The 24,189-nt window shown below is 62.3% G+C and carries 24 protein-coding genes; 15 read left to right on the top strand and 9 right to left on the bottom strand.

What is annotated here, in order from left to right; genetic code table 11:
• Positions 1 to 97 precede the first annotated feature (97 nt).
• A complete protein-coding gene (locus PFU01S_RS06985) occupies positions 98 to 1,696 on the top strand; it encodes a histidine kinase famiy protein (RefSeq protein WP_028687009.1) in 1,599 nt (532 codons plus the stop codon).
• An 85-nt stretch (positions 1,697 to 1,781) separates the two neighbouring features.
• Complete coding sequence (locus PFU01S_RS06980; RefSeq protein ID WP_033736765.1) at positions 1,782 to 2,021, top strand: hypothetical protein; 240 nt, start codon at positions 1,782 to 1,784, stop codon at positions 2,019 to 2,021.
• A 79-nt stretch (positions 2,022 to 2,100) separates the two neighbouring features.
• Here PFU01S_RS06980 and PFU01S_RS06975 read toward each other — a convergent pair whose 3' ends face one another.
• On the bottom strand, positions 2,101 to 2,508 hold the full coding sequence (locus PFU01S_RS06975; RefSeq protein WP_027914757.1) for a response regulator: 408 nt from the start codon (positions 2,506 to 2,508) through the stop codon (positions 2,101 to 2,103).
• Between the two features lie 161 nt (positions 2,509 to 2,669).
• Positions 2,670 to 3,365 (bottom strand): type 1 glutamine amidotransferase domain-containing protein, encoded by a 696-nt coding sequence (locus PFU01S_RS06970; protein WP_027914758.1) that lies wholly within the window; start codon positions 3,363 to 3,365, stop codon positions 2,670 to 2,672.
• Between the two features lie 232 nt (positions 3,366 to 3,597).
• Here PFU01S_RS06970 and pstS point away from each other — a divergent pair, with 232 nt between their 5' ends.
• The 11 genes from pstS (at position 3,598) to nahK (ending at position 16,271) form a co-directional block, all read left to right on the top strand.
• A complete protein-coding gene (pstS, locus tag PFU01S_RS06965; RefSeq protein WP_028687011.1) occupies positions 3,598 to 4,629 on the top strand; it encodes a phosphate ABC transporter substrate-binding protein PstS in 1,032 nt (343 codons plus the stop codon).
• Positions 4,630 to 4,694: 65 nt separating this feature from the next.
• Entirely contained in the window at positions 4,695 to 5,660 is a 966-nt protein-coding gene (gene pstC / locus PFU01S_RS06960) for a phosphate ABC transporter permease subunit PstC (RefSeq protein WP_028687012.1), read from the top strand.
• Positions 5,660 to 6,553 carry a phosphate ABC transporter permease PstA gene (gene pstA, locus PFU01S_RS06955; RefSeq protein WP_027914761.1) on the top strand — a complete coding sequence of 298 codons (894 nt, stop codon included), beginning with the start codon at positions 5,660 to 5,662 and terminating at the stop codon, positions 6,551 to 6,553. Before pstC ends, pstA begins: the two co-directional genes overlap by 1 nt.
• A gap of 73 nt (positions 6,554 to 6,626) precedes the next feature.
• The gene (pstB, locus tag PFU01S_RS06950; RefSeq protein WP_042139286.1) at positions 6,627 to 7,388 is read left to right on the top strand and encodes a phosphate ABC transporter ATP-binding protein PstB; all 762 of its coding nucleotides are present in this window, start codon (positions 6,627 to 6,629) and stop codon (positions 7,386 to 7,388) included.
• An 88-nt stretch (positions 7,389 to 7,476) separates the two neighbouring features.
• Positions 7,477 to 8,169 carry a hypothetical protein gene (locus tag PFU01S_RS06945; protein ID WP_027914763.1) on the top strand — a complete coding sequence of 231 codons (693 nt, stop codon included), beginning with the start codon at positions 7,477 to 7,479 and terminating at the stop codon, positions 8,167 to 8,169.
• On the top strand, positions 8,166 to 8,765 hold the full coding sequence (locus PFU01S_RS06940) for a hypothetical protein (protein ID WP_042139284.1): 600 nt from the start codon (positions 8,166 to 8,168) through the stop codon (positions 8,763 to 8,765). Before PFU01S_RS06945 ends, PFU01S_RS06940 begins: the two co-directional genes overlap by 4 nt.
• A 260-nt stretch (positions 8,766 to 9,025) precedes the next feature.
• Positions 9,026 to 10,216: a porin gene (locus PFU01S_RS06935; RefSeq protein ID WP_027914764.1), complete on the top strand. Its 1,191-nt coding sequence runs from the start codon at positions 9,026 to 9,028 to the stop codon at positions 10,214 to 10,216.
• 306 nt (positions 10,217 to 10,522) lie between these two features.
• A complete protein-coding gene (locus tag PFU01S_RS06930) occupies positions 10,523 to 11,839 on the top strand; it encodes a type II toxin-antitoxin system HipA family toxin (RefSeq protein WP_028687013.1) in 1,317 nt (438 codons plus the stop codon).
• The gene (locus PFU01S_RS06925; protein WP_028687014.1) at positions 11,836 to 12,249 is read left to right on the top strand and encodes a helix-turn-helix domain-containing protein; all 414 of its coding nucleotides are present in this window, start codon (positions 11,836 to 11,838) and stop codon (positions 12,247 to 12,249) included. The genes PFU01S_RS06930 and PFU01S_RS06925 overlap by 4 nt, the downstream gene beginning before the upstream one ends.
• A 274-nt stretch (positions 12,250 to 12,523) precedes the next feature.
• Positions 12,524 to 13,687 carry a nitric oxide-sensing protein NosP gene (gene nosP, locus PFU01S_RS06920; RefSeq protein WP_028687015.1) on the top strand — a complete coding sequence of 388 codons (1,164 nt, stop codon included), beginning with the start codon at positions 12,524 to 12,526 and terminating at the stop codon, positions 13,685 to 13,687.
• A complete protein-coding gene (nahK, locus tag PFU01S_RS06915; RefSeq protein ID WP_081783937.1) occupies positions 13,617 to 16,271 on the top strand; it encodes a hybrid sensor histidine kinase/response regulator NahK/ErcS' in 2,655 nt (884 codons plus the stop codon). The genes nosP and nahK overlap by 71 nt, the downstream gene beginning before the upstream one ends.
• Here nahK and PFU01S_RS06910 read toward each other — a convergent pair.
• The 6 genes from PFU01S_RS06910 to PFU01S_RS06885 form a co-directional block, all read right to left on the bottom strand.
• Complete coding sequence (locus tag PFU01S_RS06910) at positions 16,260 to 16,922, bottom strand: response regulator transcription factor (protein ID WP_027914768.1); 663 nt, start codon at positions 16,920 to 16,922, stop codon at positions 16,260 to 16,262. The genes nahK and PFU01S_RS06910 overlap by 12 nt on opposite strands.
• A 56-nt stretch (positions 16,923 to 16,978) precedes the next feature.
• On the bottom strand, positions 16,979 to 17,539 hold the full coding sequence (locus tag PFU01S_RS06905; protein WP_027914769.1) for a PQQ-dependent catabolism-associated CXXCW motif protein: 561 nt from the start codon (positions 17,537 to 17,539) through the stop codon (positions 16,979 to 16,981).
• Between the two features lie 133 nt (positions 17,540 to 17,672).
• On the bottom strand, positions 17,673 to 18,464 hold the full coding sequence (locus PFU01S_RS06900) for an ABC transporter permease (RefSeq protein ID WP_027914770.1): 792 nt from the start codon (positions 18,462 to 18,464) through the stop codon (positions 17,673 to 17,675).
• Positions 18,464 to 19,204 carry an ABC transporter ATP-binding protein gene (locus PFU01S_RS06895; protein WP_028687017.1) on the bottom strand — a complete coding sequence of 247 codons (741 nt, stop codon included), beginning with the start codon at positions 19,202 to 19,204 and terminating at the stop codon, positions 18,464 to 18,466. Before PFU01S_RS06895 ends, PFU01S_RS06900 begins: the two co-directional genes overlap by 1 nt.
• Positions 19,201 to 20,190: a YVTN family beta-propeller repeat protein gene (locus tag PFU01S_RS06890; protein ID WP_033695038.1), complete on the bottom strand. Its 990-nt coding sequence runs from the start codon at positions 20,188 to 20,190 to the stop codon at positions 19,201 to 19,203. Before PFU01S_RS06890 ends, PFU01S_RS06895 begins: the two co-directional genes overlap by 4 nt.
• Before the next feature lie 29 nt (positions 20,191 to 20,219).
• Entirely contained in the window at positions 20,220 to 21,413 is a 1,194-nt protein-coding gene (locus PFU01S_RS06885) for an ABC transporter substrate-binding protein (protein WP_028687018.1), read from the bottom strand.
• 147 nt (positions 21,414 to 21,560) lie between these two features.
• Between PFU01S_RS06885 and PFU01S_RS06880 the strand changes: the two genes are divergently transcribed.
• Positions 21,561 to 22,844 carry a HAMP domain-containing sensor histidine kinase gene (locus PFU01S_RS06880; RefSeq protein ID WP_027914774.1) on the top strand — a complete coding sequence of 428 codons (1,284 nt, stop codon included), beginning with the start codon at positions 21,561 to 21,563 and terminating at the stop codon, positions 22,842 to 22,844.
• Positions 22,841 to 23,479, top strand: a complete 639-nt coding sequence (locus PFU01S_RS06875; RefSeq protein ID WP_027914775.1) for a response regulator — start codon at positions 22,841 to 22,843, stop codon at positions 23,477 to 23,479. The genes PFU01S_RS06880 and PFU01S_RS06875 overlap by 4 nt, the downstream gene beginning before the upstream one ends.
• Before the next feature lie 14 nt (positions 23,480 to 23,493).
• Here the strand turns inward: PFU01S_RS06875 and PFU01S_RS06870 are convergent, their stop codons facing one another.
• Positions 23,494 to 24,153 (bottom strand): pentapeptide repeat-containing protein, encoded by a 660-nt coding sequence (locus PFU01S_RS06870; protein WP_027914776.1) that lies wholly within the window; start codon positions 24,151 to 24,153, stop codon positions 23,494 to 23,496.
• Positions 24,154 to 24,189: the final 36 nt, after the last annotated feature.

The following is a 24,189-nucleotide window of genomic DNA, read 5'->3' as shown; positions in this document are numbered from 1 at the left end:
CAATAGTTTCGTAAGCAGCCGCTATTGGCGGAGCAATTTACCGCTTGGCGTTGTCAAGAAGTGACGAGTTGCACCATTGCCCAACCAGGAGAGTCACGTGACGGAAAAGAAGGCCCGCGTCAGCAATCAGGCGACCGGAGACATATCCAACCTGCCGCACGACATGTTCTTCGCTGCCGTGCAAACGACGCGCATGCCCATGATCGTGACCGATCCCAGCCGCGACGACAATCCTATCATCTTTGCCAACCGCGCGTTTCTGGAAATGACCGGTTATGAATCCGGTGAGATCATGGGGCGAAATTGCCGCTTCCTGCAGGGCCCCGAGACTGAGCGGTCGGTGGTCGACGCTATCCGTGAGGCGATCGAGAAGCGCGTGGATATCGCCACCGAAGTGCTCAATTACCGCAAGGACGGCTCCAGTTTCTGGAATGCGCTGTTCATCTCGCCGATTTTCAACGAGCGTGGCGACCTGATCTACTTCTTCGCCTCGCAGTTGGACGTCAGCCGTCGGCGCGATGCCGAGGATGCATTGCGTCAGGCGCAGAAGATGGAAGCTCTGGGTCAGTTGACGGGCGGCATTGCTCACGACTTCAATAACTTGCTGCAAGTGATGGGCGGTTACATGGGGCTGGTGGCCAGCGAGACCGACAAGGCGCAGCCGGACCTGAGCCGCATTCGCCGAAGCGTCGGGCATGCGCAAACGGCGGTCGATCGTGCCAGTACCCTCACCAAGCAGTTGCTGGCCTTTGCCCGCAAGCAGAAACTGCACGGCCGCGTGCTCAACCTCAATCATCTGCTCGATGACGTGAGCCCTATCATCGAGCGCACCTTCGGCGCCCAGGTGACGGTCGAATATGACTTGGAAGAGCACTTGCGCAACTGTCGCATCGACCCGACCCAGGCCGAAGTGGCACTGCTGAACATCTTCATGAACGCTCGCGACGCTCTGATCGGTCGCAAGCGCCCCCACGTATTCATCGAAACGCGAAACGTGCACGTAAGCGACATCAATCTGTCCTTCGACGGCCTGTTGCCGGGCAGTTACGTGAGCATTTCCATTACCGACAACGGCATCGGCATGCCTGCGAGCATTCGTGATCGCGTCATGGACCCTTTCTTCACGACCAAGGAGGAGGGCAAGGGCTCGGGGCTGGGTCTGTCCATGGTGTATGGCTTCGCGCGTCAGTCCGGCGGCGCTGCCAGGATCTATACCGAAGAGGGTGAGGGGACCACGCTGCGCTTGTATTTCCCGGTGGATGAAGCCAGCCCGATTCAGGAAAAGCCCGTGAAGCTGGTCGAGCGCAGTTCCGGTACCGAGAGGATTCTTATCGTCGAAGACCGTCCAGACGTTGCGGAGCTGGCCAAGATGGTGCTGGAAAACTATGGCTACGACGCCGACATGGTGCTCAACGCACGCGAAGCGCTGAAGCTTATCGAAGCGGGTGAGCGCTATGACTTGCTGTTCACCGACCTGATCATGCCCGGCGGCATGAATGGGGTGATGCTGGCGCGCGAGGTGCGTCGCCTGCAGCCGCAGATCAAGGTGCTGCTCACCACCGGCTACGCGGAGAACTCGATCGAACGCACCGACATCGGTGGCTCTGAATTCGATGTGATCTCCAAGCCCTGCCAGCCCCATGATCTGGCACGGCGCGTGCGACAGGTACTGGATGGTCATACGGGTATCGTGTGAGGCCGGCTCGCTCGATTACCAACCGGAGTGAACCATCGGTCACTCCTTGGGTTCGATTGAAAAAGCGAGCACCAGGGAGACCGGCATGACGGCATTCATTGAGCAGCCTTCTACTGACCTGATGTACTTGGAGGCAATCAACCGTTGGTTTTCTACCTTCGATGATGACGTGGCACGCTGCGCCTGCCCCCGTGCCTCCCACCAGGAACTGCTGCGTCAGGCGGACGAGATGCAGCGGCTCGGGCTGATCGCTAGGCAGCAGTGGCGGGACCTTCGACAACTGGCTGACCAATCGTTGCAGCAGGCACTGGAAGGCGCCCGCTGAAACGGCTCGACCGCAATCGATGCAGACTCACTTCCAAGGATCGGTAGCATGCGGTCGATCCGAACTGGCTGAACCTGGATCAAGCCGCAGGCTGAGCGCGAAGCGAAGCTGAACGCGCGAGCTGATCACTGATCACGCCGATGAAATGATCCAGGGTCCAGGGCTTGGGCAGGAATATAGCGCCAGAGGGGAGGGCACAGCTTGACGGGTCGTGATAACCACTCATGACCACGATGCGAGTGTCAGGCTGCGACTGGCCCACCTGGTAGGCCAGCTCCAGTCCGTTCACCGCACCAGGGGTGCGGACATCGGTGAGGAGCATCGAAAATGCCGAACGCGAGGTTATTTCCAGGCCTTCCTGTGCTGTTTCCACGCTGGTTACCGCTGCGCCCAGGTCCTCAAGGGCAATGGCGATCAGCTCACGGATGATAGGTTCGTCCTCAACCAGCAGAACGGTCGGACAGCTTGGGAATTCGCACGTTTTCATGGCAATACTCTGGCTCTGCGCACGCTGAATAAAGGGAACATCCGATGTAGACTTGCAGCCAGAGGTGCAAGCGATAGCTGTGCGCTACCGTTGTGACCTCGGGCTGTAGCAAAAAATTCCTTTGCGTAGCGTTTGCTGCTTTGCGATGCACAAACCAATGCTCAGGCGCCGGGTTCCTGGGCTAACCGTTTAAGCAATGCCTTGGCAGTTGCTGCTGAGGATGCCGGGTTCTGACCTGTTATCAGATGCCCATCCTCGACCACATGGCTCGCCCAGTCTTCGGCCTTGGCATAGTGTGCGCCATGGCCCCGCAGCATGTCCTCCACCAGAAACGGGACGACGTCGGTCAGACCCACGGCTTGCTCTTCACTGTTGGTGAAGCCCGTGACTTTTTTGCCCTTGACGACAGGGTGACCGTCAGGCGCCTTGACGTTTTTCAACACGCCCGGTGCATGGCATACCGCTGCGATGGGCTTGTTGGCGGCATAAAAGGCCTGCAGCAGAACGATCGAGTCCTGGCTTTCGGCCAGATCCCACAGTGGGCCGTGGCCGCCTGGATAAAAAACGGCGTCGAAATCATAAGGGTCGACTTCGCCAAGGGGGACGGTATCGGCCAGGGCAGCCTGGCCCTCGGTGTCTTTGGCGAAGCGTTGAGTGGCCTCGGTATGTGCATCGTCTTCGTCACTTTTCGGGTCCAGCGGCGGCTGCCCGCCCTTGGGCGAAGCGAGCGTGACGTCGGCGCCGGCATCCACGAATGCGTAATAAGGTGCCGCGAACTCTTCCAGCCAGAACCCGGTTTTCTTACCGGTGTCACCCAGTTGGTCGTGGGACGTCAACACCATCAGGATCTTCTTCATGCAGGTTTGTCCTCCAGCTCAGGTTGTGCAGGGCCGCTGCCCTGATAAGGGTGGGAGTGCGGTAAACGGTGAGTGTTCCATGGACGTGAGCGTAAGGCATTGAAAAAATGCCGCAGCTCAATGGGGCGCAGGGCAGGGCGTGGCGTGGAGAGGGGCGCGGTGCCACGCGGTGGTCACAAAGCTGTAACACAGCTGATGCAAAGTGTGCCGGCCATCACACGGAGCGCTTTCAATGATACGCCTGATGAAGTCTGCTGCACTCGCCGTCGCGGTCTCCCTTTGCGCCACATCGGCTTCGATCGCCGCAGAAAACATTCGCCTGACCGGTTCCGGGGCCAGCTTCCCCGCACCCATCTACCTGACCTGGTTCAAGGACTTCAGCAAGAAGTCCGACGGCGTGACCGTCGATTACCAGTCCAAGGGCAGCGGCGCCGGGGTGCAGGATTTTCTGAACAGGACCGTGGACTTTGCCGCCAGCGACTCGGCCATGAGCGAAGCTGACATGGCCAAGGTGGGCGAGGGCGTACAACTGCTGCCCATGACCGCCGGCGAGATCGTGCTGGCCTACAACCTGCCTGGCAACCCGAAAGGGCTCAAGCTGCCGCGCGAGGTGTACTCCAATATTTTCCTTGGCACCATCACCCGCTGGAACGACCCGCAGATCGCGGCCGCCAACCCGGAGCTCAAGCTGCCCGATACCCCCATCACCGTCGTTGTGCGTGCCGACTCCAGTGGCACGACAGCGGTGTTCACCAAGCACCTCTCGGCTATCAATGCCGACTTCAAGCAAAAGCTGGGTGAGGGCAACACGGTCAACTGGCCGGCTACCGACAAGTTCATCAAGTCACCTAAAAACGATGGTGTAACCGCCACCGTACGCCAGACCCCAGGCGCCATTGGCTACATTGAGTACGGTTTTGCCAAGTTGGCCAAGGTGGACTTCGCCCAACTGCAAAACAAGGCCGGGCAGTACGTGGTGCCCAATGCCGAAAGTGGCGCCGAGGCCCTGGCCGCCGTGAACATGCCGGAAAACCTGGTGGCCTGGCTGCCTGATCCGGACGGCGCCAAGTCCTATCCCATTACCTCCTACACCTGGATGATCTTCCGCAAGGACAATGGCAACCCCGCCAAGGCCAAGGCCATGCGCGACATGGTCGAGTACAGCCTGACCGAAGGGCAGAAGATCGCCGACTCGATGGGCTACATCCCGCTGCCGCCTTCGGTGGTCGAGCAAGTGCGCAAAGCCTCCGCCAACATCAAGTGATACCGGCGTCCCCGGCGTGCGCCTGATACGCCGGGGGTGTCAGCACCCTGTCTCGGAACCTGCCAATGAACACACCCTTCGACCTACCGGATAACCCCGACTCCGCCTGCCGGCCGCCGTCTGCCAGGGACGTGCTGGTGGACCGCACCTTCCGTGCGCTGGCCCGCATTGGGGTTGTGCTGGTCCTGGCACTGGTCTTCGCACTGGTTTACGAGGTAGGCCGCAAGGCTTTGCCCGGCATCGAGAAGCATGGCTTCGACGTGCTGCTGGGCAGTGTCTGGGACGTCAACCAAGGCCAGTACGGCATTCTTCCTGCCATCTGGGGCACGCTGTACAGCGCATTCATCGCCTTGCTGATCGCCGGTTTCTTCGGCGTCAGCATGGCCATCTTCCTGACCCAGGATTTTCTGCCGGCCAGACTCGCGGCGGTGTTTCGCACCATCGTCGAGCTGCTGGCCGCCATCCCCAGCGTGGTGTACGGGCTGTGGGGCATCTATGTGGTGATTCCGGCCATACGGCCACTGACCACCTGGCTCAACAGCGAGCTGGGCTGGATCCCGTTCTTCGGCACGTCCCTGAGCGGGCCGGGGTTGCTGCCTGCAGCCTTGGTGCTGGCGATCATGATTCTGCCGACCATCGCCGCGGTCTCCCAGGACGCGTTGACCAGTGTGCCGATGAAAACCAAGCAAGCCGCCTATGGCATGGGCACGACGCACTGGGAGGCGATTCTCAAAGTCATGGTGCCCTCGGCTGCGACCGGCATCTTTGGCTCGCTGGTGCTGGGCCTGGGCCGCGCCCTGGGCGAGACCATGGCACTGGCCATGCTGGTGGGCAACGCCAACACCCTCTCTGTGTCACTGTTCGCGCCGGCCAATACCCTGGCAGCGTTGCTGGCCCTGAACTTCCCCGAAGCCGGACCAAACGAGGTGGAAGTGCTGATGTACGCCGCCCTGGTGCTGATGTTCATCACGCTGCTGGTGAACGTGCTGGGCTCGATGATCATGCTCTACGCGCAACGAGGTAACCGCTGATGACCGATCTCTCTACACCAGTGGCCGCGCTGCCAAGCCTGCAGCGCAAGCTCGAGGGCCGGGCGCTGCGCAGCGTACTGCTGACCACACTGGCCTGGCTCGCCGCCCTGGTGGCCAGCGTGCCGCTGATTTCGGTGCTGTACATGCTCATCACCCGTGGTGGCGCACGGCTGAACCTGGAAGTGTTCACCGAGCTGCCGCCAACCGGCTTCGAAATGGGCGGCGGCTTCGGCAACGCCATGGTCGGTACCCTGGTCATGGTCGGCATTGCAGCGGCCATTGCTGTGCCGGTGGGCATCCTGGCGGCCGTGTTTTTGGCCGAGCTCGGGCCTGACAGCAAGCTGGCCAACGCCGCACGCTTCGCCGCCAGGATGCTGACCGGCTTGCCGTCCATCCTGGCTGGCGTGTTTGCCTATGCGCTGGTGGTGATGACCACTGGGACCTACTCGGCGCCGGCGGGCGGCGTGGCGCTGGCCGTTTTGATGCTACCAATCGTGGTCCTGACCGCCGAGGAAGCCATGAAGATGGTGCCCAAGATCATGAAGGACGCCGCCTACGGCATGGGCTGCACCCAGGCCCAGGTGATCTGGAAGATCGTGCTGCCCACCGGCCTGCCCGCCATCCTGACCGGCGTCATGCTGGCCGTGGCCCGGGCGGCGGGTGAAACGGCGCCGCTGCTGTTCACCGCGTTGTTCAGCAACTACTGGATCTACCACGATGGCAGCCTGGCGGTGATGAACCCCACCGCTTCGCTGGCGGTGCTGATCTACAACTTCTCCGGCATGCCGTTCGACAACCAGTTGGAGCTCGCCTGGGCGGCGTCGCTGGTTTTGGTAATGATCGTGCTGGTCATCAACATCCTGAGCCGTGTATTCGGCAAGCCCAAGTACTGATAAGGGAGCATTCGACGTGAACGTATCCACCGCCCAAAGAGTCGCTCCCCTGGCCAGCGAAACCCCCATCGTCATGGATTGCAAGCTGGACAAGATCTTCTACGGCAACTTCATGGCCGTGCGCGACAGCCACGTGCCGATCCGCAAGAACGAGATCACCGGTTTCATCGGCCCGTCCGGTTGTGGCAAAAGCACCGTGCTGCGCAGCCTCAACCGCATGAACGACCTGGTCAAGGGCTTTCGCTTCGAAGGGCATGTGCACTTTCTGGGGCAGGACGTCTACGGCAAGGGGGTCGATCCAGTCGTGGTGCGCCGCTACATCGGCATGGTGTTCCAGCAGCCCAACCCGTTCTCGATGAGCATTTTCGACAACGTGGCCTTCGGCCTTCGGCTGAACCGCTACAAGGGCGATATCGGTGACCGGGTCAAGCATGCCTTGCAAGGCGCTGCGTTGTGGGATGAAGTGAAAGACAAGCTCAAGGTCAGTGGCCTGTCCCTGTCCGGTGGCCAGCAGCAGCGCTTGTGTATTGCCCGGGCCATCGCCACCGAACCCGAGGTGCTGTTGCTCGATGAACCCTGTTCGGCGCTGGACCCGATTGCGACCCGGCGGGTGGAGGAGCTGATGGTGGAGTTGAAAAAGGACTACACCATTGCGCTGGTGACCCACAACATGCAGCAGGCCATTCGCGTGGCTGACACCACGGCGTTCTTTTCGGTCGACATTTCCCAAGGCACGCGCACGGGCTACCTGGTAGAGATGGGGCCCACCACCCAGATATTCCAAGACCCTCGTGAACAGCTGACTGCCGACTACATCAGTGGCAAGTTCAGCTGAGCCTCGCTTGAGAACGCCCGCGCGCCAGTGCCAGGACGGCCAAGGCCCGCGGTGGTCTTTACCCCAATACCGCAATCAGGGATAACCGATGCCAGCGACGCCCCGCCTGGATCTCAACGCCGTCGAGCACGCCCTGCGCCAAGTGCAGGCGCATTTCGCCGAGCTCAGCCGCCACTTCACCGAACCTCGCGACCCGTTCACCGACGAGGTGCTGTGCAACGTGCTGGAGGGCTACGCGTTGGTCGATCACTACGTGGCGCGCGGTATCGACCTGTTTCACCTGCAGCAGGTGAACCTGATGCTGGAAATCAACGCCACGGTGCTCTGTGGCACCGACGCCGCCCGCCGCCAGGAGTTCGCTGCGCACCTGGCGGCTACCGAAACCCATTTTTTCAACAACGTCGAAGGCGGCATCAAGGACTTGTACAACTGGTACTGCGGTTATGGCAGCGATTCGATATGGAAGCGCGCAGCTGGCGTGTACGTGCGCATCCTCAGCAAGCCACAGCTGTTCATCGAAGGCAACAACCGTACCGGCTCGCTGATCGTCAGTTATCTGCTGATGCGCGCAGGCTTGCCGCCATTCGTGCTGTCGCTCGAGAACGCCGAAGGCTACTTCAATCCCTCGTCAGTCATCCGCAACTCGGCCAAGCACGGCGTCAAGGCGCTGTACGAGCTGCCCAAGATCAAGAAAAAGTACGCCGCCTTCCTGGAAGCCCATGCCCCGGCGCCCGAGACGTTTTTCCTGCCAACCCCCCTGCGCGAGAGGAGCCTTCGATGAGTCGCGGATTAGCCTGGCAGCGCTGCCGAGCGGTGCTCGAAAGCACTGTACGTCAAGCGCGAGTGCGCATCTCGTTCGACATCGACGATACCTTGGCCTGCCTGCCCGAGCACGCCGAAGCCGAGCCGGACCGGCTGCCGAGCTTCGTCCACCGCTGGTTGGGCGAGCCACTGCGCAGCGGTACCCGCGAATTGATCAGCGACCTGCGCCGCCAGGGTTGCAGCGTGTGGATCTACACATCGTCCGGACGCACGCCGGCCTACATCCGCCGATGGTTGCTGCTGTACGGTATCCGCGTCGATGGCGTGGTCAACAGCGACCGCCACCAGCACATGCTGGGCCAGCGGGGGCTGGTCAACTCGCCCTCCAAGCTGCCCTCGGCGTTTGACATCGACCTGCATGTGGACGACTCCGAAGGTGTACGGCTCGAGGGGCTCGAGCATGGTTTTCGCGTGGTAGTGGTCTGCCCCAAAGACGACCAATGGACGCAGAAGGTCAAGCAGGCGGCTACCGATGTTCAGGCCACGCTGGCCTGGCAGCAACCTCATCGCTTTACCACAGCACGTGCGCAGCGGGGATCGATGCTCGCTTCCTGACCCGCCAGAGGCCAGGCAGGCCCTGTCTGGTCAGCTGTCCCGTTCATACGCTCGGCCACTTTCGTGCCGATCTTCGGTGTCCATCATTGATGCGTAAGCCCTAGGTCGCACGACCCGGCCTAGCCCGTAGTGGTCCCAAACCACCGGGCCTTGCACGCCCTTCGCAAGCAGGCTCGATGCTGCGCCAAAGCAGCGTTTCTGACCGCTACCCACCTTTCGATAATCGCCTCCGACCCTCTGTCCCCCGTTTGGAGCGCGCCATGCACAACAATAAAAACAAGTCTCTGCGGCCTCGTTACCTGGCAGTTGCCATCGCCAGCCTTGCGGCTGTCAGCCTGAGTTCCCTGGCGCAAGCCGAGATCATGTTGTACGACCAGAACCAGACCACCTTTTCCACCGACGGCTATATCAACGCGTTCTACGTCAACAGCAAGGTCGACCGTGAAGGTGAGCAGTTCGACCGCCGCCAGTCTCGGGTGAAGATGGGCTTTCTGCCCAATTACCTGGGGTTCAACATGGGCAAGCAGGTCAATGACCTGAAGCTCGGTGCCCGTGCCTCGTTCTGGGTCACCATCAACGACAGCGAAAGCACGGGTACCGACACGGCCATCGATGTCCGGCAGTTCTACGGTACTGTGGCCAACCCTGAATGGGGCGAGGTGCTCATCGGCAAGGACTTCGGGCTGTTCGCCCGCTCGAACATCCTGCTCGACGAGTTGCTCGCCGGTTACGGCCAGGTCAGTGACACGCTGGGTCTTGTCGATGGCGGTGGGGTATCGTTCGGCAACATCGGCAGCGGCTACCCGTACCCGTTCCCGACCTCGCAAATCACCTACCGTACCCCGGTCATGGAGGGCCTGCGTATCGCCGTGGGGATCATGGACCCGGTCGACACCAATGACAGCAGCCCCACGGGCAAGGCCTACCAGAAGAACCCCCGCACCGAGTCCGAGATCACGTACCAGTTCGACCTGGCAGGCGCACACATCTACAGCTGGCTAAACGGCAGCTACCAGACCTCCGACAACACTGACGACGCGGTGCGGTCTGTCACCTCAAAAGGGCTTGGCTATGGCGTGCAGGCCAAGCTGGGCGGGCTGTCCCTGACCGGGTCCGGCTTCCAGGCCAAGGGCATCAACCCGTTCTTCACCAACAATGCCGGCGAACCGGTGTTGCGCAACGTGGACAGCGACGGCTACCTGCTGCAAGCCTCTTACAAGGTCGGCAAGAACCGGGTTGCGCTTTCCTACGGCAAGACCAAGGACGACGGCAACGGCGCGGTAGGCAGCGGTGCCGATTATCAAACCCGCGGGGTGGCGCTGTTCCATGACATCAACGACAACCTCAAGCTGGTGGCCGAGTACAACCAGTTTTCCATTGAGGGCCATGAGACTCGCGAGCAGAACGAAGACACCGATACGTTTGCCGTGGGTGCGGTGCTGACGTGGTAACGATGTGGCGCAGGCGCAGTGTTCAACGGGGCTTGCGTGGTATTCCAGACCTTCAGGGTCAGGCGCCTGATGGCGGTGCAGCGCTGCAGCCCGAATGATGCTTGCACGCACAACGCTGTTGACGCTCACTTGCCCGCCGGACGCTTCCCAGCCGTCAGGACAGCACCCAATGCATGCGGCAAGCAATTAAAACCAGCAGTTTAGTGCCGGTTTTTCAAAGTTCAGGCTGTTAGTCAGCATTTTATTGCCGGTTATTGACCCGGGGACTATTCTAATCAGCATTGCAGTACTGATTAGGAGATTGACATGCCGCTCAAGCTCGTCATTCAAGCTTTTTTTGAGGGCACATGGGCCGACGCGGCCACGCTTACGTTTGAGAACCCTGAGCGTGTTGCTGAGGGTGCGTGCCTGGTGGCCTATGACGACGACTACATCATCGCAAACTTTGATTGCATGGAAGATCGTTGCGAACGGGCGCTGAGCGTTGGCCTGCCCTTGAATTGGGATCACCACCGCGGGAAAGGCTATCCGGCATTTCTATACGACCTCATTCCTTCTGGCGCTGCCAAAGAGTCCCTTGAATCGCGTTACGCGCGATCCAAACCCGAAGGTATGGAAATGGGGCTGTACCTTTTGAAGCGTTTCACACCGGCCCCCGTCGGGCATTTGCGGATCAAGGAGTCGGTAGAGGATCTGCAGCCGGGTCGACAAGAGGCATTCGCGCGCCTTGAAGTCGTGAACAGGACGAATGAGTTTCTGGAGTACGCCTTTGAAACCGGTGCGGCGTTGGGTGGCGCTACCGGTGCCAACGGGCAAGCCCCCAAACTGCTTATGACCCAAGCCCACGACGGTGCGCTATACGCTGATGCAATGCTTGCCGATAACCAAGCGCGTCAACACTGGCTGATCAAGTTCGCGCGCAATAAAGGGAGTGAGCGCGATAACGATATCCTGCGCACCGAGTTCCATTACTACAACGCGGTGGCGGCCCTGGGACTTGATACGGTTCCCACTGAGGGCTTGATGCTCGAGGAGGCAGTCAAGCCCAGCCTGTGGATGCCGCGCTTTGATCGCCGAGTCGTGAATGGCGTAGTGGAGCGGGTGCCACTGGAGTCGGTGTATTCAATCTGCGGCATTACCGGTTATGGGCAGGTGATGACCCATGCTGAAGTCGTTCACCGATTGGTGGAGCTGTGGACCCACAACGGCCAGCAGGATGAGATAGAGGACTTGGTGTTCGAGTACGTACGGCGCGATCTGCTCAATCGCATTCTGGGCAATACCGATAACCACGGACGAAACATCTCCATCATCCGTGAAAATGGAAAGTTTCGTTTGGCCCCGATCTATGACCTTGCGCCAATGATCCTTGACGAAGAGGGCGTCACACGGACGACGAAGTGGGTGGCCGAGCGCAAGGGTTCCTCCAACTGGAGGGACAATTGCGCTGAACTGGCCGGTTACACCGATCCCGATGTGCTGCTGCAACGGTTGATGAATGCGGCTGATGGCTTCAGGGCGTTGCCCGATCTGCTGACGGGTGTCCCCGAGTCGGTACGCAATGCAGCCTCTTTGCCGGTCAATGACCTGGACAAGCGACTCGCACAGTGGGGGTTGAGATGAAAAAATTACAGCCCGAACAGCGTGCTCAGCTTGTGGAGGAGATCGCCCAGCGCAACGCCTTGGGGCTTGATTCGATCGGCGCATCCATCCGCCGCTTGCGGCTCGAAGTCACCGGTCTGGATCAAGAGACCTTTGCAACGATGTGCAAGATGTCCACGAAAAGCTTGTATGAACTCGAAAGTGGGAAATCCAACCCCAAACTCGGCACCCTGGAGGCTGTGCTGCGTCTTTTTGGGCTGCGGATGGGTATTGTGCTCAATCCCCGGGGGGGAATTAACCCGGTGTCGTTGACCGATACACCCGCACAGGCTGAACCGAAACGAGGAAGAAGCCCTGCGGCAGCTAAGGCAAAACGGGGAGGATCCAAGCAGGAAACGCCCAAATTTCCGTCACGCGACGACGGACAGTGAAAGGGCGGTAGCTGAGCGTGCGAGAGGCGCTCTGACGACTGCCTGGATGATCTTGCGATGGTGCGGGGATCGTTTCGCCAGTGCATGGAGGCTCGGGCAGTGCTGCTACCGGACGTTCTGGGCCACCCAGGGCATTCGCCTCCTCCAGCAATAGCGTGCGTCAGTAGCTCACCACTACGCCCATCGACGCGTGCACCCGCTACGCAAGTAGCATTCGAACCCTGGCCCATGCTTCGTACACTCACCGCTCAGCCAGCCCTTGCCGGAGACCCCGATGCAGCAGGCACATAACGAGGGCGTGGTCAGCGCCATGTCCCAGGCCAGCGATGCACGCGTGGCGGCTCAGGAACTGGCGCGGCAACTGCTGCATCCGCACTTGGGCTTCGTGCTGTTCTTCTGCACCGCCGAGTACGACCTGCAGGCCTTGGGCCAGGCCCTTGAACAAGGCTTTGGCGGCATCCCGCTGGTCGGGTGCACCAGTGCGGGGGAAATCACGCCGCTGGGTTATGGGCGCAGTTGCGTGACGGCCGTAGGTTTTGATCACCGGCATTTTTCCATCGCCACCGAACTGATCGACGAAATGGAGCGTTTCAGCCTGATCGACGCCCAGCAGATGGTCGAGCGGTTGGTCGGCAGCTGTCGCGGCAACGCCTTGGCCCAGATCAAAGGGCACAGCTTCGCCTTGACCTTGCTCGATGGCTTGTCCAGCCGTGAAGAGACGGTGCTGGCGGCCCTGAGCGCAGCGTTGGGCGATATCCCGCATTTTGGCGGCTCGGCCGGGGACGACAACTACCTGACACGGACCCACGTCTTCTATGGCGGGGCGTTTCACCACGGTGCTGCCGTGGTGGTGCTGGTCAATACCTGGCTGGACTTCGAAGTGTTCACCACCCACCACCTTGAGCCACGGCAGGAAAAACTGGTGGTCACCGGCGCCGACAGCGCCCAGCGACGGGTGTATGAGCTCAATGCCGAGCCTGCGGCCGAAGAATATGCACGCCATATCGGGGTGCCCGTCAGCGCCCTGGACCACAGGCTGTTTGCCGCCCACCCGCTGGCCGTGCGCATGCACAACCGGTACTACGTGCGGGCCATCCAGCAGGTGCATGCCGATCTGAGCCTGAGCTTCTACTGTGCGGTAGAGAACGGCATTGTGCTCACGCCCATGACACCCGGCCCGTTGCTGCCGAACCTGCAGCAGCTGTTCGATGGCCTGCAGCAACGCCTGGGTCCGCTGATGCTCACCATCGGCTGCGACTGTTTTTTGCGCCGCTTGGAGCTGGAGACCCAGCAAGGCCTGGCGGCGGTGGGTGATTTTCTGCGCGAGCAGCGGGTGATGGGCTTCAACACCTATGGAGAACAGTTCAATGGTATGCACATCAACCAGACCTTCACCGGGGTTGCCATTGCCCGCAACCGAACCCGCCCCGGGCAATGACGTGCAGGCCGAACTGGCGCAGCTTCGCTATGAAAACCGCAAGCTGCAACGGATCAACGCCGCGCTGATCGAGCGCATCGAGTCGGGTGTCACGCGCGGGAGCGATCCCTATGCGGCCTTCCAGCATTCGGTGGTGCTGGCCGAGCAGGTGCGCGAGCGCACTGATGCGTTGAACCAGGCCATGGCCGAACTCAAGGCGGGCAACCAACTGCTCAGCGAAGCGCGTCTGCGCGCTGAAACCGCGCACCAGCACCTGATCGATGCCATCGAAAGCATTTCCGACGCGTTCATCCTGTTCGACCGAAACCTGCGCATGGTGCTGTGCAACAGCCGCTTCAAGGCTTTCTGGGAGAACCGCCGCGTGCGCATCATTCCCGGCATGCGCCTGGTCGACGTGCGCAGGCTGATGACCAGCAGCGGCCTGTTCAGCGAGGATCCGCGCGGCCCTGCCGACGAACATCTGTTGTACCGACAGCACAATGGCCGCTGGCTGCAGGTCAACGAGCGCCCCACCTGCGAGGGTGGCCGGGTGATCCTGTTCACCGACATCACCGAGGTCAAACTCAGCGAAACCCTGCGCAGGGAACAGGCGGTGGCGCAGAAATCGCACCTGTTGCAGCGGGCGGTGGACAACCTGTCCCAAGGCGTGGCCATGGTCAACGCGGACGGTGTCCTGGAGTTGTGGAACCGCCGGTTCCTGGAGCTGAGCGGGCTGGCCCCGGTCGCTGCGCACCGTCCCTTCGCCGACGTGATTGCCGACAGCGAGCTGCGTTTGCTCACGCCCGAAAGCCGCGACGACAACGGGCGTATCGTGCACGAGTGCGAGCAACGCCTGTTCGACGGGCGCATGCTGGAGATCCGCACGCATCCACTGCCCACTGGCGGATTCGTCAACACGTTTACCGATATCACCGAACGCTACCTGCATGCCGAGGCCCTCAGCGAAAGCGAGCGCTGGATCCGGCTGATCACTGACCATGTGCCGGCACTGATCGCCTACCTCAACGCCGACCTGGTGTATGAGTTCACCAACAAGGTCTATGAGCAATGGTATTGCTGGCCCAGTGGGCTGATGCTGGGCCAGAGCCTGCGCCAGGCCCATAGCGAGCAGCATTATCAGCGCCTTGAAGCCTATGTGGCGCGGGCGCTGGCAGGGGAGAGCGTCACGTTCGAATTTCCGGAAACCAACATCAACGGCCAGGAGCGCCACATGCTGCGCTCCTATGTGCCCAATCGGCTGGCCTCTGGCGAGGTGGTCGGTATCTTCGTGTTGATCCGTGACATCACCGAACGGCGCAACACCGCCCAGGCGCTGCACCAGGCTTATCAGCACCTGGAGCTGCGGGTCCGTGAGCGTACGGCCGAGTTGACCAGCCTCAACGAACAGTTGTTACGGGAGATCGAAGAACGGCGACGTGCCGAGGCGCGTTTGCGCGAGGCCAAGCACGAGGCTGACCAGGCCAACCTGTCCAAGACCAAGTTCCTTGCCGCGGTCAGCCATGACCTGCTGCAGCCACTGAACGCGGCGCGCTTGTTCACCAGCGCCTTGCTCGAGCGCCGCGATCCGCTGGCCAGTGCACAGCTGGTGCGTAATGTCAGCAACTCCCTGGAAGACGTCGAGAACCTGCTGGGAACGCTGGTGGACATCTCCAAGCTCGATGCCGGCGTCATCACAGCCGACGTGGCACCCTTCGCCCTGGCGGAACTGATGGACAACCTGGCGGCAGAGTATGCCCACGTCGCCCGCAGCGAGGGGCTGGCCCTGCACTTCGTAAGCTGCTCGGTCGTGGTGCGCAGCGATATCCAGCTGCTGGCGCGGATCCTGCGCAACTTGCTCAGCAACGCCATCCGCTATACCCCCAGCGGGCGCGTGGCGCTGGGCTGTCGCCGCCAGGCAGGTTGCGTGCGCATCGAGGTGTGGGACACCGGTATCGGCATTGCCGAGGAGCATCTGGAGGAAATGTTCCAGGAATTCAAGCGTGGCGCCGTGCAGCGGCCGGATCAGGATCGCGGCCTGGGCCTGGGGCTTGCCATCGTCGAGAAGATTGCCGGCATCCTCGGCCACCGTATTGCCGTGCGCTCCTGGCCCGGGAAGGGGTCAGTATTCGCCGTGGAAGTGCCGCTGAGCACCGCCGTCCCGATTGCACGGCCCGAGCATGCCGTATGCCAGCCGATGCTCGAGTGCCTGCGTGGGGCCCGGGTGTGGGTGCTGGACAACGACGCTGCCATCTGTGCCGGCATGCGCACACTGCTCGAAGGCTGGGGCTGTTGCGTGATCACGGCACTGTCGGAGCAGGACCTGGCCCGTCAGGTGGAGAACTACCACGCCGATGCCGACCTGCTGATTGCCGACTATCACCTCGATGACGACTGCACTGGCGTCGACGCCGTGGCACGTATCAATGCCCGCCGTGCCCGGCCGCTGCCTGCGCTGATGATCACCGCCAACTACAGCAATGAACTCAAGCAACAGATCCGTGAGCGAGGCCATACGCTGATGCACAAGCCCGTACGGCCCATGAAACTCAAGACCGCCATGAGCCACTTGCTGGCCTCCCGGGCCCCTTGGGGGTCAGCGCCGTAGATAGTCAGCGAAGTCGATGTCGCCGGCGCTGAGGATGGCCTGCACCCGGTTGTGCACGTTCAGCTTGCGCAGGATGGCCGAGACGTGGGCCTTGACGGTGGTTTCGGCGATGTCCAAGGCATAAGCGATCTGTTTGTTCGATTCGCCCTTGGTCATGCGTTCGAGCACCAGCAACTGCTTGCGCGTCAGGGCCTGGAGCATTTCCGGCGGGAAGCTTGGGGCATCGCTCAGGCGGCGGCTGCTGCTTTTCTGCGCGCGGATGATATCCGGCGGCAGGTACACGTTGCCGTTGAGGATCTGCTCGATCGCCTCGATCATCTGCGCGCGCGGCGAGGACTTGGTGATGAAGCCCACCGCACCGTAGGTGATGGCTTGCAGCACCACCTGCTTCTCCTGCTCGGCCGAGACGATCACCACCGGGGTGGTAGGTGCCTCGTTGCGCAAGGTGATCAGCCCGTTCAGGCCATGCATGCCCGGCATGTTCAGGTCGAGCAGGATCAGGTCGAGGTCGTCATGGTCCTGGGTCAGCGTCAGCGCACTGTCCAGGTCGGCGGTTTCCATGATTTCACTGCCCTGAAACCCGTCACTGATGACGTTGTGGATCGCTTCGCGAAACAGCGGGTGATCGTCGGCAATCAAGATTTTGTACATGGCCTTTTCACCTTGTTCTTGTTTGAATAATTAAGCGCGCAGGGGCAAGCAAGCTGTCAGGGAAACGCTGCTGGCTGGGCCGTCTGCACGGGCAGGTCGGCCTGCTGCCAGGCGTCTAGCCCGTCGCGGTACCAGTAGAGGTTGGTGTAGCCCAGGTGTGCTGCGCGTTTTACCGCGTTCCAGCTCAACCAGCAATCGGACCGACAATAGAAGACGACAGGGTAATGAGGCTGCCCCCCTGTGGCCTGACGCAGGTGATGCTCGAAGTAACCTTGCCAGGCAGGGCTGAGCACGCCGTCGCCGGTGTTGGGCAGCCACAGGCTGCCAGGCAGGTTGGCGTGGGGCTCGTCTTCGATGAAGCGTTCATGCAGCCACTGGCGGCGGTAGACGTCGATCAGGACAGGGGCCGGATGCCCCCGCATCATCGATTGCAGCGCGGCAGTGTCTATCACCTTGCCACCTTCGACCTGCGGCGGGGTCGGGCTGCGGTACAGCGTGGCGCGGTAGCCATCTGGCGTGAACGTCGGTGGGGCGGCGGCCTGGGCATGGCCCAGCAGAAGGCTCAGCGAGGCGGCGGCCAGCAAGCACAGGGGCAGCCTTTGGAGGGCACGTGGCATGGTCTGTTCCTTCTTGTTATAAGCGCATTACATGCCAGTGCCACGGCTTTGTGAATGCGACCATAGACACCCTGGGTAGTACCAAAGTAGTAGAGGCGAGCCTCCCCTGCAGCGCACGGTCCACCGGGGCACCTCACCGTGGTTTGCGCAGGGCGGCGTGCTGCGGGTTGAAGGTGACGATAGCCAGCAGCGTGAACAGCATGCTCAGCGTCAGGCATACCGCCAGCGCCAGAAGGCTCAGCCGCTCGTAGAGCGCAAAGCGCACCAGCTCGACGGCGTGGGTGAACGGGTTGACCGCACACAGCCAGTAAAGCCACTGGCTGGCCTCCTGCATTTTCCAAAGCGGATAGAGCGCCGACGACAGAAAGAACAAGGGGAAGATCACGAAATTCATCACTCCGGCAAAATTCTCCAGTTGGCGGATGGCATTGGACAGCAACAGCCCCAGTGCGCTGAGCATGAACCCCACGAGCAGTACCGCGGGCAGGGCCAGCCCCAGGCCGCCGACTGGGGGCTGAATGCCGTAAAGCCAAGCGATGGCGATGAAGATGTACACCTGTAGCACAGAGATAAGCGACGTCGCCAAAAGCTTGCTGCACAACAGAAAGGCCCTGGGCAGCGGGCTGGTCAGCAGCACCCGCATGCTGCCCATCTCCCGGTCGTAGACCATCGATAGCGAACCTTGCATGCCATTGAACAGCAGGATCATGCAGGCCAGGCCCGGCACGATGTAGACCTCGTAGGGAATGTAGCTGTCGTATGGCTCGATGATGGCGATGCCCAGTGCAGCACGAAACCCGGCAGCGAACACCACCAGCCACAACAAGGGGCGCACCAGTGCGCTGATCAGACGCGTGCGTTGGCGCACGAACCGCAGGGCTTCACGCATGAGGATGCCGCTAAAACAGTACCAATAGGCGTTCATCAGGCGGGCGCTCCAGCCGTGTTACACGTGTGATAGGCGAACGTACGGCCCAGATCGCCGCCGTGGGGCTGCATCATGGCCTCGGCAGGCCCATTTGCCACCACCCGACCCTGGTGCAGGATGACCAGGTCATCGGTCGCCTGCACTTCATCGAGCAGGTGAGTGGTCCACAGCACGCTCAAGCGCCGATCGCTGTGGCACAAGCTACGCACGTGCTGGTTGAGTGCTTGCCGGCTGGGCGGATCCAGGCCAACGCTGGCTTCGTCGAGTAGCAAAAGGCGGGGCCCGTGCAGCAGTGCCCGGGCGATTTCGACGCGGCGCCTGTGCCCAACATTGAGTTCGCGCACGGGGTCACGGCGCCGCTCTCCCAGCCCTTGGCGGGCCAGTTCGGCGTCCACGCGGCGCTGGGCCTCCCGCCGGGGCATCCCATGCAGCGCTGCGTGATAGCGCAGGTTCTGTTCCACGCTAAGGTCCAGGTCCAGCGTGCTCTGCTGAAACACGACGGCCAGCTGCCCTAGCGCTGCCCGAGGCTGACGGCGCAGCGAATAACCCAAGACCTGGATATCGCCGTGCTGCACGTCATACAGGCAGGTCATCAAGGCAATCAAGGTCGACTTGCCGGCGCCGTTGGGCCCCAGCAAGGCGGTGAAGTGGCCGGGCGTCAGGCTGAAGGTCACGTCCCTGAGTGCCGCGCGCTGACCATAGGCGAAACTGACCCCCTCAATGTGCAGCGCGTTCATGGCGTGACCACCACACCCCATGGATAGCGGCCGACCTTGATCGATTTGAGCACCTTGAGGCTGGCCACGTCGATCACCGACACGTCGCCGCTCACGCCATTGGTGGCCAGCAGTTGCTGCTGGTCAGGGGTGAAGGCCAGCTGCCAGACGCGACGCCCCACCAGCAGGTAGTCCAGCACTTCGAATGTCCTGGCATCGACCACCGCCACATGATTGGCCGGGCCCAGTGCCACGAACGCGTACTTGCCATCGGCGCTGAGCTTGATGCCCACTGGCTGGACTTTGTCAGGGTGCACGCCCTTGATGGCGAAGTTCAGGGTCTTGAGCACCTGGCGCGAAGCCACGTCCAGGATGGTGACCGTGCCGCCGATTTCTGCCGACGCCCACAGGTGCTTGCCATCCTGGCTGAATTCCACGAAACGGGGGCGCTGGTCCACCGGGGTGCTGTCGGCCAAGGTCTGGGTCTGGGTGTCGATCCAGTGCAGCATGTTGGTGGTTTCGCTGGTGTTGACCGCCCATTTGCCATCCGGGCTCACGGCCATGCCCTCAGGTTCGATGCCCACATCCACCTGGGCCAGCACCGTGTCGCTAACGGTGTCGATGACCGTGACCAGGGCATCGTCTTCGTTTGACACGTACAACCAACGGTCGTTGGGATGCAGGGCGAATTGCTCGGGGTCTTTGCCTGACGGGAGTTCCTTGACGAGGATACGGCTGGCCACGTCCATCACCTGCACCCGATCCGAATCGCTGGCGCAGATGTACAGCAGCTTGTTGTCGTGCGACAGCAGCAGGCCGCGCGGGCGTTGGCCGACGGGCAGGGTGTCGGTCACCGTCAAGGTCTGCAGGTCGATCAGGCTCAGGGTGTTGTCCTTCTCGTTGGACACCCAGGCGGTGGCGGCCAGAGCAGGCTCGCCGGCCAGGGCCAGGACGACCGGCAGAAGACGGGCGCACAGCAGGCAGCGTGATGAGGGGCGGCGGCGCATGACAGGTTCCTTGTTATTGTGTGGGCGTGTCAGGGGTAAGTGCAGCTCACATCGGCCTTGTCGAATCCCAGGCTGTCCATCTCGTTGGAAGGGTGCAGGAAGCCTTCCTGCGGTGAGGTGCTGACCAGGGCTCTGGGCTGCACCAGGGGGATGGGTTGGCGCAGCTCGCCATTCCAGGGCCTGTAGCTGAGCTTGCGCCCCTTGAAACCGTCGAGTGGCAGTTGTTCGCTCACAAGCAGTTGCTGCAAGGCCCTGGGCTTGGCCTCGCGCAGCTTGCTGACGGCCGTGGCGATGCTGCGCACGGCCATCCACGCTGCGAAATCGCGGTCGTTCATCCAACGGCCGGCCTGCGCTTCGAAGCGTTTTTGCAATTGCGCGGCGCCAAACGTTTCTACGGTCTTGTGCCAGCCGGTGGGCGTCAGGCCCTGAGTGCCGGCGACCGGGCGTGGCAACCAGGTCTGGTAGGGCACGTATTCGCCGAAGTCGCCCCGTTCATCAGCCACCAGCACCACGTCGTATTCGCGCGCCTGAGTGAACAGCGGCATGTCGGCCTGGGCGCTGCGGCGCTGGTCGTTGTCGAACGTCCAGCGCTTCTCGGCCACCAGTTGCAGGCCAAAGCGCTTGGCCGCGCGGCGCAGCGCGGCGGCGTAGGCTTCATCGTCCGGGGTCTGCCCGACGATCAGCAACCCGCGCTGCCATTTGCGCAGCACCAGAAACTGCACCAGCGCATCGGCCAGCATCGCCCGCCCAGGCAGGGCGTGCAGCACATTGCCCAGGCACTGCACGCTGCGTATGGCGTCATCCGGGCTGCCGGCATTGAACAGCAGGCTGTCAGGCAGGGCCGCAGACAAGGCCCGCAGGCTGGCGACCGGCGCGTTGATGACGAACAACCGCACGCCATCCCCATGCTGGGCCTGGGCGGCATGCAGCAGTTGCTCGGCGGAGTCGGCACGTGCGCTGACCAGCGCGAACTGCTGCTTGAGAAACCGCCCGGTGGTATTGCTGTCGGCAACGGCTAACTGTGCCCCTTGCAGGCCGGCATCGTTCGGTTCAGGCCAGATAGTGGACAACAGCGGGCCGCTGTCAGGGCGATAGCTCAGGTAGCCGATACGGATCTGCAAGGGGCTCACGGCCTGTGTGTCGGCCCTTTCGTTCTGAGCCCAGGCCGTCGGCGCAAGCAAGGTCAGCAGGCAAGTCAGGACAAGGTGGGCAGGCTGGCGCATATCGCACTCCACGGCAGATGGCGCCAGCATAGAAAGCCTACCGGGGCCGGGGAATATGCAGAAAGTAGCGCCCAGCCGCTACCAAGGTAGTAGCGGGTGCGCTGGCGTGGCGCCCTAGGATGGCAGCAGTTGCCCTGGAGCCCGGTCATGCATGCTGTCAATCTGTCTGCCCTCTGGCGTATCAACCTGTGGGTCGCTGGCTGTTTCGCGGTGTTGACCCTGGCCTGCGCGGGGGTCGTGCTGCACCAGGCATCAGCCGATGTGAAGCGGGAGTTGCAGTCGGCCGAAGCGGTGATGGCGTACATGGCCCAAGCCGCCAGCCACGACCCGGCGAGCCTGCAACCTGTGCTGACCGAGCACCTGCGCCACGTGCGCGTGCATTGGCTGAACCCTGGCGAGCCTGAAAAAACGGCGGTGCCGTCCGAGGCCGGGCTCGATGGCTGGTTGGGCACGGTGCTGGCAGGCGAGCATTACGACAGCACCCGTATGCTGGTACTCGATGATGGCCGCCGCGTCGCGTTGAGCGTGGACGCACGCGATGAGGTCGATGAAGTCTGGGACTCGCTGCAACAGCTGCTGGCGGTATGTGCTGTCGCGTTGGCCATGAGCCTGCTGTCCATCAGTTGGGCCGTGCAGCGCGGGCTGCGCCTGCTGGCTGCGCTGCTGCGTGCATTGCGCCAGGTGTCGCAAGGGCAGTTGGACGTGCGTCTGCAAGTGACCGGTGGCCCGCAAGCGCGCCAATTGGCCGGGCACTTCAACCAGATGGCCGCGGCGATCGAGCAGGCCCAGGCCGACAACCAGCAACTGACTGGCGCTTTGCTGGCGGTCCAGGAGCAGGAACGCACGCGGCTGGCTCAGGCGCTGCACGACGACCTGGGCCAGTACGTGGCCGGCATCCGCGCCCAGGTGTGTCTGTTGCAATTGTGTGCCCACCAACCTGAGCAGGTGCGACAAACCACCCAGACGCTGGAGCGCAACTGTGCAGGCTTGCAGTTCGGTTTCCGAGCCTTGATACGGGACTTGTACCCGGTTGCGCTGCAGCACCTGCCCATGGCCGAAGCCCTCGACCAGTTGGTGAGCCAATGGCGTGCCAGCCAGGCCATCGAGTGTCATTTGCGGGTCGGGGCCCAGTTGCCGGCGCTGTCATCTACCCAACGCACGCATCTGTACCGGTTGTTGCAGGAAGCGCTGACCAACGTCGCTCGCCATGCCCACGCCCGTCAGGTGCGGATACGCCTGCAACGGGGCGCCAACGGGCTGCGCCTTCTGGTTCGCGACGACGGCTGCGGCGCCAGCCAGCCTGGGCGGCCCGGGGTAGGTTTGCATTCAATGGCCGAGCGCGCCCGCAGCCTGGGCGGTGAACTGCTCATTCTCACCCGTCCCGGTGCCGGGTGGGCACTGGCCCTGACGATTCCCCTGGAGGTGTCATGAATATCGTGCTGGTCGACGACCACGCCGTGGTTCGCCAAGGCTACGCCAGCCTGCTGCGCGCCGTGTTGCCATCGATGCAGGTGCGTGAGGCTGCCAGCGGTGAAGAAGCCCTGGCTCGCGTGCAGGAGCAGGTACCGAATCTGGTGATCATGGACTTCGGCCTGCCCGGCATCAGTGGGCTGGAAACCACCCGACGCCTGCGCCAGCGCCTGCCGCAGTTGCGGGTGCTGTTCTTCAGCATGCATGACGAGCTGCCACTGGTACGCCAGGCGCTGGACGCCGGCGCGGCCGGCTATCTGACCAAGAGCTCGGCCCCGCAGGTTCTGGTCGAGGCCGTACAGCGCGTGCTTGCCGGATACGCGTACATCGAGCAGGGGCTGGCTACCCAACTGGCCTGCAGCTCGACGCACGATGCTTGTGATCCCAGGCTGCAACGCCTGACCCAGCGGGAGCTGGAAATCTTCGTGATGCTGGTTCGCGGCACACCGGCCCGGTCGATCGCCGAGCAGCTGTGTATCAGTGCAAAGACCGTCTCCAATCACCTGACCATGCTCAAGAGCAAACTGCAGGTCGGCTCCCATGCTGAACTGGTGCACGTGGGCATCGACCTGGGTCTGGTACGTGTAGCGGGTTAGCCGAGTGCTCGAAGTCAATGTTCCCAGGTGGCTGGGCAGCCGCTGCAGCCTTGCATGTTGGCGTCCTGGAAGTTGCCGTAGTGAAGGCGCGCGCCTTCCAGCTTGGCTTGTTCGAGGTTGCTCTGCCCAAGCTTGGCTTCTTGGAGATTGGCATCGTTCAGATGCGCGCCGCGCAAGTCGGTCTTGTTCAGCCAGGCCATTTCCAGGTCCGCAGCCTGCAAGTTGGCCTGCTGCATCCTGGCGCCCGAGAGCCGGGCGAATTGCAGGTAGGCAGCGCTCAGGTCGGCGTTGGTGAACTGGGCGCCTTGGGCAAACAGCCCCCAGCCCTGGATGGCCATCAGCCGTGCACTGCTCAGGTCGGCCAGGCGCAGGTTGCTTTGCTGCAGGCTGGCGCGGGTCAGGTTGGCGCCCTGCAACCGGGCTTTTTCGAGATTGGCCAGGTCCAGCCGGGCGTGGCGCAGGTCGGCATCGCGCAGGTCGGCGCCGGCCAGGTTCATCTTGCGCAGGTCCTGATTGGCCAGCTTGGCGCCCCGCAGGTTGGCGCCGGGGCATTGGCTGGCTTCGGCGATCACGCAGCCGTTGATGCTCAACGGCGTGTCGCCGTCATCGCTATCAGTGGCCAGCGCCAACGCGGGAGTGATGGCCAGCAACAAGGCCAGTGGTAGAAAGGTCATGATCGAGTTCCCTGGACAGGCGCAAAAGGGCGGGGC

It is taken from the genome of Pseudomonas fulva NBRC 16637 = DSM 17717, assembly GCF_000730565.1.
Taxonomy (GTDB): domain Bacteria; phylum Pseudomonadota; class Gammaproteobacteria; order Pseudomonadales; family Pseudomonadaceae; genus Aquipseudomonas; species Aquipseudomonas fulva.
This window is presented reverse-complemented; position numbering and strand designations above follow the sequence as displayed.

Bases quoted from the DNA above. Each gene is read 5' to 3' on its own strand.
- PFU01S_RS06935 (WP_027914764.1), top strand. From the start codon at position 9,026: ATGCACAACAATAAAAACAAGTCTCTGCGGCCTCGTTACCTGGCAGTT.
- PFU01S_RS06900 (WP_027914770.1), bottom strand. From the start codon at position 18,464: ATGAACGCCTATTGGTACTGTTTTAGCGGCATCCTCATGCGTGAAGCC.
- nahK (WP_081783937.1), top strand. From the start codon at position 13,617: ATGGTATGCACATCAACCAGACCTTCACCGGGGTTGCCATTGCCCGCA.
- PFU01S_RS06925 (WP_028687014.1), top strand. From the start codon at position 11,836: ATGAAAAAATTACAGCCCGAACAGCGTGCTCAGCTTGTGGAGGAGATC.
- PFU01S_RS06980 (WP_033736765.1), top strand. From the start codon at position 1,782: ATGACGGCATTCATTGAGCAGCCTTCTACTGACCTGATGTACTTGGAG.
- PFU01S_RS06940 (WP_042139284.1), top strand. From the start codon at position 8,166: ATGAGTCGCGGATTAGCCTGGCAGCGCTGCCGAGCGGTGCTCGAAAGC.
- pstS (WP_028687011.1), top strand. From the start codon at position 3,598: ATGATACGCCTGATGAAGTCTGCTGCACTCGCCGTCGCGGTCTCCCTT.
- PFU01S_RS06945 (WP_027914763.1), top strand. From the start codon at position 7,477: ATGCCAGCGACGCCCCGCCTGGATCTCAACGCCGTCGAGCACGCCCTG.
- PFU01S_RS06895 (WP_028687017.1), bottom strand. From the start codon at position 19,204: ATGAACGCGCTGCACATTGAGGGGGTCAGTTTCGCCTATGGTCAGCGC.
- nosP (WP_028687015.1), top strand. From the start codon at position 12,524: ATGCAGCAGGCACATAACGAGGGCGTGGTCAGCGCCATGTCCCAGGCC.
- pstB (WP_042139286.1), top strand. From the start codon at position 6,627: ATGGATTGCAAGCTGGACAAGATCTTCTACGGCAACTTCATGGCCGTG.
- pstC (WP_028687012.1), top strand. From the start codon at position 4,695: ATGAACACACCCTTCGACCTACCGGATAACCCCGACTCCGCCTGCCGG.
- PFU01S_RS06880 (WP_027914774.1), top strand. From the start codon at position 21,561: ATGCATGCTGTCAATCTGTCTGCCCTCTGGCGTATCAACCTGTGGGTC.
- PFU01S_RS06975 (WP_027914757.1), bottom strand. From the start codon at position 2,508: ATGAAAACGTGCGAATTCCCAAGCTGTCCGACCGTTCTGCTGGTTGAG.
- PFU01S_RS06970 (WP_027914758.1), bottom strand. From the start codon at position 3,365: ATGAAGAAGATCCTGATGGTGTTGACGTCCCACGACCAACTGGGTGAC.
- PFU01S_RS06885 (WP_028687018.1), bottom strand. From the start codon at position 21,413: ATGCGCCAGCCTGCCCACCTTGTCCTGACTTGCCTGCTGACCTTGCTT.
- pstA (WP_027914761.1), top strand. From the start codon at position 5,660: ATGACCGATCTCTCTACACCAGTGGCCGCGCTGCCAAGCCTGCAGCGC.
- PFU01S_RS06905 (WP_027914769.1), bottom strand. From the start codon at position 17,539: ATGCCACGTGCCCTCCAAAGGCTGCCCCTGTGCTTGCTGGCCGCCGCC.
- PFU01S_RS06910 (WP_027914768.1), bottom strand. From the start codon at position 16,922: ATGTACAAAATCTTGATTGCCGACGATCACCCGCTGTTTCGCGAAGCG.
- PFU01S_RS06890 (WP_033695038.1), bottom strand. From the start codon at position 20,190: ATGCGCCGCCGCCCCTCATCACGCTGCCTGCTGTGCGCCCGTCTTCTG.
- PFU01S_RS06870 (WP_027914776.1), bottom strand. From the start codon at position 24,153: ATGACCTTTCTACCACTGGCCTTGTTGCTGGCCATCACTCCCGCGTTG.
- PFU01S_RS06930 (WP_028687013.1), top strand. From the start codon at position 10,523: ATGCCGCTCAAGCTCGTCATTCAAGCTTTTTTTGAGGGCACATGGGCC.
- PFU01S_RS06875 (WP_027914775.1), top strand. From the start codon at position 22,841: ATGAATATCGTGCTGGTCGACGACCACGCCGTGGTTCGCCAAGGCTAC.